10 protein-coding genes are annotated in these 9,556 nt (G+C 34.7%); 2 read left to right on the top strand and 8 right to left on the bottom strand.

Features of this window, described 5'->3' with window-relative positions; all coding sequences use genetic code 11:
- Positions 1–194 precede the first annotated feature (194 nt).
- From rpsA to prsW, 7 genes are all read right to left on the bottom strand, one after another.
- Complete coding sequence (gene rpsA, locus AMD00_RS11775; RefSeq protein WP_053417258.1) at positions 195–1,337, bottom strand: 30S ribosomal protein S1; 1,143 nt, start codon at positions 1,335–1,337, stop codon at positions 195–197.
- An 88-nt stretch (positions 1,338–1,425) separates the two neighbouring features.
- Complete coding sequence (locus AMD00_RS11780) at positions 1,426–2,016, bottom strand: lysophospholipid acyltransferase family protein (protein ID WP_053417259.1); 591 nt, start codon at positions 2,014–2,016, stop codon at positions 1,426–1,428.
- Position 2,017: 1 nt separating this feature from the next.
- The gene (cmk, locus tag AMD00_RS11785; RefSeq protein WP_053417260.1) at positions 2,018–2,692 is read right to left on the bottom strand and encodes a (d)CMP kinase; all 675 of its coding nucleotides are present in this window, start codon (positions 2,690–2,692) and stop codon (positions 2,018–2,020) included.
- A gap of 256 nt (positions 2,693–2,948) precedes the next feature.
- Complete coding sequence (locus AMD00_RS11790) at positions 2,949–3,599, bottom strand: flagellar brake protein (RefSeq protein WP_053417261.1); 651 nt, start codon at positions 3,597–3,599, stop codon at positions 2,949–2,951.
- Positions 3,600–3,695: 96 nt separating this feature from the next.
- Positions 3,696–4,982: a PepSY1/2 domain-containing protein gene (locus AMD00_RS11795; protein WP_053417262.1), complete on the bottom strand. Its 1,287-nt coding sequence runs from the start codon at positions 4,980–4,982 to the stop codon at positions 3,696–3,698.
- A gap of 11 nt (positions 4,983–4,993) precedes the next feature.
- Positions 4,994–5,776 (bottom strand): spore cortex-lytic enzyme, encoded by a 783-nt coding sequence (sleB, locus tag AMD00_RS11800; protein ID WP_053417263.1) that lies wholly within the window; start codon positions 5,774–5,776, stop codon positions 4,994–4,996.
- Positions 5,777–5,876: 100 nt separating this feature from the next.
- Complete coding sequence (gene prsW, locus AMD00_RS11805) at positions 5,877–6,551, bottom strand: glutamic-type intramembrane protease PrsW (RefSeq protein ID WP_053417264.1); 675 nt, start codon at positions 6,549–6,551, stop codon at positions 5,877–5,879.
- A gap of 79 nt (positions 6,552–6,630) precedes the next feature.
- On the opposite strand from prsW, the gene AMD00_RS11810 reads away from it, so the two are divergent.
- A complete protein-coding gene (locus AMD00_RS11810) occupies positions 6,631–7,599 on the top strand; it encodes an asparaginase (RefSeq protein WP_053417265.1) in 969 nt (322 codons plus the stop codon).
- Between the two features lie 196 nt (positions 7,600–7,795).
- On the opposite strand, the gene AMD00_RS11815 is transcribed toward AMD00_RS11810, so the two are convergent.
- Positions 7,796–8,332, bottom strand: a complete 537-nt coding sequence (locus AMD00_RS11815; RefSeq protein WP_083446216.1) for a nucleotidyltransferase domain-containing protein — start codon at positions 8,330–8,332, stop codon at positions 7,796–7,798.
- Positions 8,333–8,665: 333 nt separating this feature from the next.
- Here AMD00_RS11815 and AMD00_RS11820 point away from each other — a divergent pair, with 333 nt between their 5' ends.
- On the top strand, positions 8,666–9,313 hold the full coding sequence (locus AMD00_RS11820) for a LysE family translocator (protein WP_053417267.1): 648 nt from the start codon (positions 8,666–8,668) through the stop codon (positions 9,311–9,313).
- Positions 9,314–9,556 lie beyond the last annotated feature (243 nt).

The following is a 9,556-nucleotide window of genomic DNA, read 5'->3' on the forward strand; positions in this document are numbered from 1 at the left end:
TCCTTCCAACTTCTAATAGTACATATTATACAACAAAAAAGGCGATGGTACCTTATAAGTTCCCCATCACCAACAATTCAAGTCATCATATATGTATATATTACAATGATACACAGGGCATTACAAGAAAAAAACAGGCGGATGTGAGAAGAACCCGCCTGCTCCATATAGTTATTTGTTGCATTTAACGTTTTTTATTCAGAGAAATTTTTTAATTTGTCACCAATAACATCTGCAAAAGAGAATCCTGATGTTTCTTCAGGTAGCTCGTAATCAGTAAAATCTTCCTCTTCAGCATTTTCAAGCAACGCTTTAATACTCAATGATAAGCGGCTTTCGTCTTTATTAACATCGAGTACTTTTACTTCAACTTCTTGACCTTCTTTTAGTACTTCATGTGGTGTTGTAATATGTTTATGTGCAATTTGAGATATATGCACTAAGCCTTCAACACCAGGGAACACTTCAACAAAGGCTCCGAAGTTTACTAATCGTTTAACAGTACCTGTTAATACGGCGCCTTTTGGTGCTTTCGCTTCTACTTCTTCCCATGGTCCAGGTAAAGTTTCTTTAATAGAAAGTGAAATACGTTCGTTGTCTTTGTCTACAGACAGTACTTTAACAGTTACCTTTTGACCTTCCGAAAGAACGTCTGACACATTTTCCACATGCCCATGAGACACCTGTGAAATATGGACTAAACCATCTACACCACCAAGATCGATGAATGCACCAAATGAAGCTAATCGTTGAACAGTTCCTTCTAATACGTCACCTTCATGGATACCGCCTAATAATTGCTCTTTTTTAGAAGCTTTTTCACCTTCTACGATTGCTCGATGAGATAAGATTAATCGGTTTTTCTGCTGATCCATTTCAACAATTTTAAAAGCCATAGTTCTACCTTTGTAATCTTCAAAAGATTCAACAAAATGATCTTCTACAAGAGATGCTGGTACGAAACCACGGACACCTAAATCTAACACTAGGCCGCCCTTCACCACATCTTTTACTTCCGATTCGATTACTTCACCTTTTTCAAACTTTGTTGTTAACACTTTCCATGCATGAATAGCATCTACTCTACGTTTTGAAAGCACATAGTTCTCTTCTTCTACTTTTGTAATGATTAATTCAAATTCGTCGCCGACTGAGACTGCGTCGGAAGCTTTATCAACATGCAAGCTTGATAGCTCACTGATTGGTACGACACCATCAAATGGTGCACCTTCAATTGATACGGTTACTGCCTTTTCTTCAACTTGAGCAACGATACCTTTGACGATATCTCCCTCACGGAATTCTTGACCTTGATTCAAGTTCATTTCTTCAGACATATGTAATCCTCCTTCACAACGTTCCATCTCTATTTTATTCCAATTCTCTTACAAAAACAAAAATTAACTCTTTTTTATTAGAAGTTTTTTAATTTTTCTTATAATGTTCATCGAGCAACTCTTGAATACTCGCCATAATGACCTCTGTTACTTCTTCTGCTTTTGCTCGACGTTCTCTATAAGGTGCGATATCAATTGGTTTACCATAGATCACTTTTAAGCGTCTGAATGGCTTGTACGGCCCAATAATAGCACATGGCATTACATTTGCTTCGCCCTTTAATGCAAAAAATCCTGCACCTGAAAAACCTTTACCAAGAGTACCTGTTTTGTTTCTTGTACCTTCAGGGAAAATACCAACTACTTGACCTTGTTTCAATAAATCAAGAGCAGTGCGCAACGCTTGGCGGTCGCTTAACCCTCGTTTAACTGGAAATGCATGAACACTTGGTAAAATACTTTTCAAAATAGGTAATTTAAAAAGCTCTTCCTTTGCCATAAAATTTACTGGTCTAGGAGAAGTAATTCCTACAACAGGTGGATCAAGTGCATCTATATGATTGGAGCAAAGTAAAATGCCTCCCTCTTTTGGGAAGTTCTCAAGGCCAATCACTTCCATACGGTAAATCGGTTTTAAAGCGGTAAAGACAACAGATTTAGCAAATTGGTAAAAGTCCATCTTATGCCATCCTTTCACTCACTAATTTTAAAATAGCATCTGCTGCTTGTTGAATAGACAGCTCAGTAGTATCTAAGAAAATGGCATCTTGTGCTTGCACTAGTGGAGAAGCTTCTCTTTCACTATCTAATTTATCACGTAGTGCAATCTCTTCTTGTAATTGCTCAATAGTAGAAACAATACCGCGTTGTTTATTATCTTCATAACGACGACGTGCACGTTCCTCAACAGTTGCAGACATATATAATTTCAATTCGGCATCTGTTAAAACAGCTGTTCCTATATCACGACCGTCCATAACAACTCCGCCTAATTTCGCCATTTCTTGTTGGCGTTGAACCATAATTTCTCGCATAGTCGCATGTGCCGCTACTTTAGAAACATTACTCGTTACCTCATTTGAACGAATTTCTTGAGAAACATCTTGACCATCTAAAAATACTAGCTGTCCATTTTCTGAAGGTTTTAACGTAATGTCTGTCTTACCTAATAAGTTTGTTACACTTTCCGCATCTTCTAAATTTATATTTTCTTTCAATGCTTTTAATGTAAGAGCTCGATACATAGCACCTGTGTCAATGTATGTATAACCTAGAGCTTCTGCTGCAATTTTAGCAATTGTACTTTTACCTGCTCCAGCAGGGCCGTCAATTGCGATTTGAATATTCTTTTTCACGGTTTCAACCCCTTCTTTCCGTAATATTGTATCACAACCGAAATGCTGAGGCGACTCGTTTAACTACGAATCATGATATGCTTAAAAACCAAAATTTCGTTATAACTTTCAACACTTAAAAAAATCACTATTATTACGCTATGCTACTTGTATTGCTGCTATTAAAAATATTAGCAAAGAATATCTTTTAGTCCGATACTGACATATTCCCTATTAAAATAAAAAGTCCTCTAAAAATTAGAGGACTCTTTCGTAATTAAAAAGCTGTTTCCTTTTTTCGAATTAATAGTTGACGTTCAAAACAGAAGCGAACTAAGAATTGACGATCTAATTCATCTGTGTCAGTAAAATGTAACGGTGCAATGACACAATCATCTCTTTCAATAATTCGAATAACTGATGCTCTCGTTTGGATATACTTAACATCCTTATTTGAAAAAGGTAAAGCAATCGTCATATCAAATTCATCATTTTCTTTAAATGAAACTTTTTGATTTAAAATGATTGCTAATCCCCCTGCGCTAATGTCTTCTGTGACAAATTGATAATATTCATCATTGAAGCGTATAGCGACATCCACAGGTGTTAAGACACGAACGAATTCTCTACGTTGTATCTTATAAATTTCTTCGTCGGTTGGAAAGGACAGCATAATCATCGGAATATTCGCTTTTACCCTTCCAAGTACTTCTGTTTTGAAAGCATGGGCTATCTTCTCTTCATCAATAAAAGATGCACGGAATTGACTGCCCCTAGATAAAAAGGAAGTCCTATTAGTAGTTGTACTTACTGGATAGTCAATATAAATATTACCATCCTTCTGTTCCACAACTTTACATTTAAAACGTTCCATAGATTCTGAATTGATGGGTTCTAACGTGATTAATGTACCAATTTTAAGTTCCATGTCAATCTCCCTTTATGCCACTTTAGTAGTGGTTTAATTATGACATGGATTGTTAAATTATGCTAGAGACAATACAATAGGCCCCCAGCACTTGGTCTATAATTTTTCATTCTTGATGATTTCGCCCGTTTCTGTATCTACCAATACTCTGAATGTAAGAGGAACATTCTTATTGTAATAAACAACAGTCAACTCATAGCATAAACGTTCTTCCATTTTATCGTTTTCACTATACGATAAAGCTTCTTCTACAATTTCAACATTTTTATCGAAAAACGTTTTCCAATCAATTTTTTTCATTGGTTGATCTTTTAATGTTTCTTTTTGAATATATTCCATACCATTAATTCCGATGATTTCACCGTTGTCTTTTGCAATCTTCACTTGTACGCCATCTGCATATACTTTTGCCTTATTAGATGGATTAATCCGTACATAATTTAAATGCCATGCCATTGTATTTTCTCTAGATGCTTCAATTTCAAGATCATCGAAGCCTAGGTCTTTCATTTGTTTATTAGCCTTGTTAATAAGTTCTTCTTGGCTTAAAGTACTTTTATCAACTGGTCGTTCCACTAAAAATGAAAGTAAGTGTCCGCCTTTTTTCGTAATATCTGCATAACCTAATCTAATTCCTTCATGGAAAGTAATGTGATAGAACGGATATGGAGCTGTTTTTTCACTTTGTTCAATACGAATTGTTGCTTTTTCATATTGTGGGAACATTTCTTTAAAACGAGCTAAAGCTTCTTTTTCTGAAATAACTTTATCTTTTAATGCTATTAAATCTTTTTTCTTTTGATTATCCGTTTCACTTGATGTTAATGGAAAATCACTTTCTGCATATGATTTTACCGTTGCAGATAAGTTCGTAAAATTATTTTTCACATCCATATTGGATAGTTGATCTAGCCATTTATTATAATGCTTATCTTCTTGTAATAAATGTGCTGTAGCAACGTCCCACTCACTTGAAAAGGAACTTAAATTTGAAGCTACATTAGAAACACTTTTATTCCAATTTGTTTTCGATTCTTCAGAAGTCATTGTTAGTTTCGCTTGATTTCCTAAACGCCCTAAATAATTCATCCATTGCGTTGTAAATTCACGATCTAGTGGTATACCTCCAATTGTTTGACGAATATCTGAAGACAAACGCCAAACATCTTGTAATGAATCATTTAATGCAGTAGGATCACTAAAAAGCAAGGATTGCTGAACTGCTTTTTGCAGCTCATTTAGTTGGCTAGAAGCATCTGCCATCTGATTCGTATATTGAGCATGTAATAACTGTTTTAAATTTGTTTTTTCCTTTGCAGACGTATAGCTAAATACCGAAAGAACTATAACAGCATAGACTAGAAAGAATGTTAACTTTTTCAATCAAGCACCTCCTATAAGCAAAAAATATGCTGACCTATTTTTTTGATTTGCGGTCTTGTCCAAATCCATTCACTAGTAGCTGTTTTTGGATTAAAATAATAGAGCGCATTTTCAGTAGGATCCCAACCGTTCATCGCATCAATTACTGCTTCCATTGCACGATCATTAGGTGTTAGCCAAATCTGACCATCAGCAACTGCAGTAAAAGCTCTAGGCTGGAATATAATACCCGAAATCGTATTTGGGAATTCCGGACTATCTAATCGATTTAAGATAACAGCTGCTACAGCAACTTGACCTTCGTATGGCTCACCTCTGGCTTCACCGTATACCGCATTTGCCATTAATTTTAAATCTTGATCTGAATATTTAGTTGGTAGTTGTGTATTAGATTGTGTACCTGTTCCCTGTTGAACTTGTTGTTCTAATGGTTTACCACCATAATGTGTAAATCGATTACCCTTTCTTAACTGCTCCATTACAAATTCTTTATTATAATTTGAAGCAGCAGTTAATTTTTTCTTCGTCGTAGTGCCTGCAATTCCATCTACTTTTAACCCATATTTTTCTTGGAAGTTTCTTAGGGCCCAATATGTGCCATAGCCAAACTTACCATCAATTTTCCCGGTATAAAAACCGACATATTGCAACCTTGCTTGCAATTCAATTACATCATCGCCATTAGCTCCCCTTGCGATCACTTGATTAGAAAATGCTTCTCCGCGATGCACATCGTTCATTGCGAAAATAGTGAAAGTCATAAGTATGATGAGAAGTACTTTAAAAAGTCTCATTGATTGTGAGCCTCCTTTTTCGTAGAATGTCTCAATCTACGATTTTTATACAAAACCCCATAAAAAAATGCCCAGAGAAGTAGAATATTTCTCTCGGCATTTATATTTTTTTTTGAGCATATAGATGTTGAATTAAGTGATTGTGTGCCTGTTTTACTTTTCTTAGCCCAAACCACCATAAAAACAACATAAAAGGAATCATTAAATATGACCAATGATCTTGAAAAAAGAAGATTAAATTGTATGCGTTGTGAAGTAGAATAGGTGCACATAATGCAACTACGATAAATTCATTTACTTGTTCTTTCTTAGAAAATTTCGATTTCCCTAAATAATAACCCATGACGACACCAAACAATGCATGGCTGGAAACCGGCATTAACGCACGTAAAAATGCAGTGTTTACACCGTAAGAAAGTAAGTATAAAATATTTTCTACTGTCGCAAAACCTAATGAAATAGCGACACCATATAAAACCCCATCATACGGATCATCGAACTCAACATGATGGTAAATGGCAATCATTAAGATCAACCATTTAAAAAATTCTTCAATGACTCCAGTAAAGACGACATTTTCCAAGATCGGATTTGAAAAAATCTGCTCTTCTTGAAAAACATACTGTAAAAATAGAATAGGGAACGTTAAGATTGCACCATATATAAATGTATGGAACAATGTTCTCCGAGGCTCCGTAGCCATCTGATTTCGTAGGTAAAAAAAGCTAAACAGCGCGAGGCCAGGAGCAATCGCCACTGTTAATAGGATAAACATGTAGTTGCTCCTTTCAATCTATGTCTATTTATTATACCATTCATAACACATAGCAAAAGTAATCCAAGGAGGATTTGTCATGAAAAAAACAATTTTATTAATACATACTGGTGGAACGATATCAATGCATGTAAATGAGGAGTCAGGTGCTGTTGTTCCAAAAGAAACTAATCCATTAATCGTAGAAAGTAAAAAACTAAGACAGTATGCTGATATTGTAGAATTAGATGCTTTTAATTTACCTTCTCCACATATGACACCTATTGAAATGCTCAAATTGAAAAATCTCATTTTAGAAGCAATCAGTAAGCAAAAAATTGATGGTATTGTCATTACTCACGGTACTGATACTTTAGAGGAAACAGCTTATTTTCTTGATTTAACAACGAATTTGGAAATCCCTATTGTCTTAACAGGAGCTATGCGCTCATCTAATGAATTAGGGGCAGACGGAGTTTATAATTTAGTTGAGGCAATGAGAGTAGCTGTTTCCGAAGATGCAAAAAATAAAGGTGTACTAGTTGTTATGAATGATGAAATTCATGCAGCTGCTAACGTTACAAAAACTTCAACTTCGAATGTTGGTACTTTCCAAAGTCCACAGTATGGACCACTTGGACTTATTACTAAAACAATGATTCATTTTCACCACGCTCCTTTGCAAAAACAATATGTAGAAGTTTCTACAATTGAAAAGAAGGTTGCCCTATTCAAAGTATATGCAGGAATGGAAGCTGACCTATTATTATCGGCAATAGATAGTGGTTACCATGGTGTTGTATTAGAAGGTTTAGGCCAAGGTAACGTCCCACCAGCTGTCGTAACTGGCATTCAAGCATTGCTCGATCATCAAATCCCAGTCGTTTTAGTTTCACGCTGTTTTAACGGGATTGCACAAGGTGTTTACGGTTATGAAGGTGGAGGCAAAATGCTTGAGGATATGGGTGTCATTTATGCTCCAGGAATTAGTGGCCAAAAAGCTCGTCTAAAACTTTTAATCGGCTTAAATCAAGTGCATTCCCCTATAGAAGTTGCACATTTCTTTTAATATTATTTGTAATTTCATCATTATCAATAAAATTTAAATAAAAGAGGGCTGTCTAACAAGTCTTATTTCGACTCATTGACGACCCTTTTTGAAAATCAAGAATGTTGATTTAACAGCATTCTTGATTTTTTTATTTAGTTCTCTCTGGATGATTTAACTCCTTTGGACAGACCTGATGCTCAGCTTCAAATTCCCTTTAATTCACTTCTTTTATAATCTGTTGAATTATTTTCATACTCTCTATATCTTTTTGTCTAAGTTTTCTTCCGGTTCCTAATTCATGAACCTTCTTTTCTTCAAGTAATTGGTGTGGACTTAACACACAAACTGATACACCCTGTAAATTATAAAATTTCGTAGATAAAGCATCCGACCTCCATATCCATTCTGGGAAACCATTTGCAATAATGTCCCCCTCTTCTGAACGCTTTACGAAAACTATACTCACATCAACATCATTTTTAATAAGATCAGTTTGAAACTCGCTAATTGGGATGATAAGAAAACCTGCATGTTCAAGGGCTTTTTCCAACTGTTCTCGATATTGTATCCAAGTAACAAAATCAATATCAGAGTGTGGTCGAATAATCCTACCAAGTAAAAAGTCTATAGCCCATCCCCCTCTTAACCACAAATCATTATTAAGAGCTAAACTAATTCCATTTATCTCATGAATTATCCTTAACTGGGACTGTGTTTTATCAAACTCTTGAACAATGTTTTTGCTATCCACCTTTATACACATCCTTTTATATTTTTATCTACTAAAAATATATTCTCTTAATTTTTTTTTCGGATGACATTGTGTGAAAATAAACACCAACAATAATAGCTATTTGAAAACGCTTTTATTTTTGTCTAACCTGAGAACTAGTTGCTCTATTCGGTACTTTTTTTCTATTGATTTGCAAACTATTAAAATACTTATTAAAAAGATGAATCCAAAAGATTATTGTGCTAATTACGCGATCATAAGATTCTCTATTTTCAAAAAACTATGCTTTGCAGAGGCAGATTAGTAGTGCTAACATGAAATATGTTGCATATATGTACAAGGGGGTTTTATATGGAAAACATATTCATGTTCGTTCTTATATCAGCATTATTAGTAATGGTCCCAGGGGTTGATTTATTATTAGTTATCAAAAACACTATTTTATACGGTAAAAAAGCAGGTCATTTTACAACACTAGGTATTGTAGCAGCATTATTTGTTTGGACACTAATCGCTGTATTAGGCTTAGCTGCCATTGTAGCGAAATCATTATTTTTGTTTAATTTAATTAAGTATTTAGGGGCTGCTTATTTAGTATGGATAGGAATTAAAGCTTGGCTATCAAAAGGCTCCTCTCCAATTGAGTTATCTGCTAAAGAACACAATATTGGCACTACTGAGTATTCCCCTAAGGCTCATAAATCATGTTTTTACCAAGGAATACTTACTGATTTACTCAATCCAAAGACCTTAATTGTATATATGACACTGATGCCTCAATTTATAAATATAAATGGTAATATTATTTTTCAATTATGCATTCTTGCAGCAATATTAATGGCTTTAGCAATTGTATGGTTTATCATTGTTGTCTATGTACTAAATATTATTCGAAAATGGTTTATGAAACCGGGCGTTCAAAATATATTTAACAAAACTACAGGAGTAATGCTCGTCTTCATTGGTGTAAGGTTAGCCCTAGAGGAAAAAGCTATATAAAAAGAGCCAGTCAACTGTTTTAATAGGTTGACTGGTTCTTTTCCAGAGTAATCTTTTAACTACATTGTTTTATTCGATAGCTCCAGGACTTGGTTGTTTCATTCCCTATTTATGATTGCCATATCCTGTTTATAAAAAAAAGCTGTCACGTAGTCAAAAAGACTAGGGGACTGACCCCAAATGTATAGACAAATAAAAAAAGCATCTTCGATTGAATTCGGGTTTAGATACCTAAAATTCAAT

It is taken from the genome of Viridibacillus arvi (assembly GCF_001274945.1).
GTDB classification, from domain to species: domain Bacteria; phylum Bacillota; class Bacilli; order Bacillales_A; family Planococcaceae; genus Viridibacillus; species Viridibacillus arvi.

Excerpts from the sequence above, each read along its gene's own strand:
- rpsA (WP_053417258.1), bottom strand. The coding sequence starts at position 1,337 with ATGTCTGAAGAAATGAACTTGAATCAAGGTCAAGAATTCCGTGAGGGA.
- AMD00_RS11780 (WP_053417259.1), bottom strand. The coding sequence starts at position 2,016 with ATGGACTTTTACCAATTTGCTAAATCTGTTGTCTTTACCGCTTTAAAA.
- AMD00_RS11790 (WP_053417261.1), bottom strand. The coding sequence starts at position 3,599 with ATGGAACTTAAAATTGGTACATTAATCACGTTAGAACCCATCAATTCA.
- sleB (WP_053417263.1), bottom strand. The coding sequence starts at position 5,776 with ATGAGACTTTTTAAAGTACTTCTCATCATACTTATGACTTTCACTATT.
- prsW (WP_053417264.1), bottom strand. The coding sequence starts at position 6,551 with ATGTTTATCCTATTAACAGTGGCGATTGCTCCTGGCCTCGCGCTGTTT.
- AMD00_RS11810 (WP_053417265.1), top strand. The coding sequence starts at position 6,631 with ATGAAAAAAACAATTTTATTAATACATACTGGTGGAACGATATCAATG.
- AMD00_RS11820 (WP_053417267.1), top strand. The coding sequence starts at position 8,666 with ATGGAAAACATATTCATGTTCGTTCTTATATCAGCATTATTAGTAATG.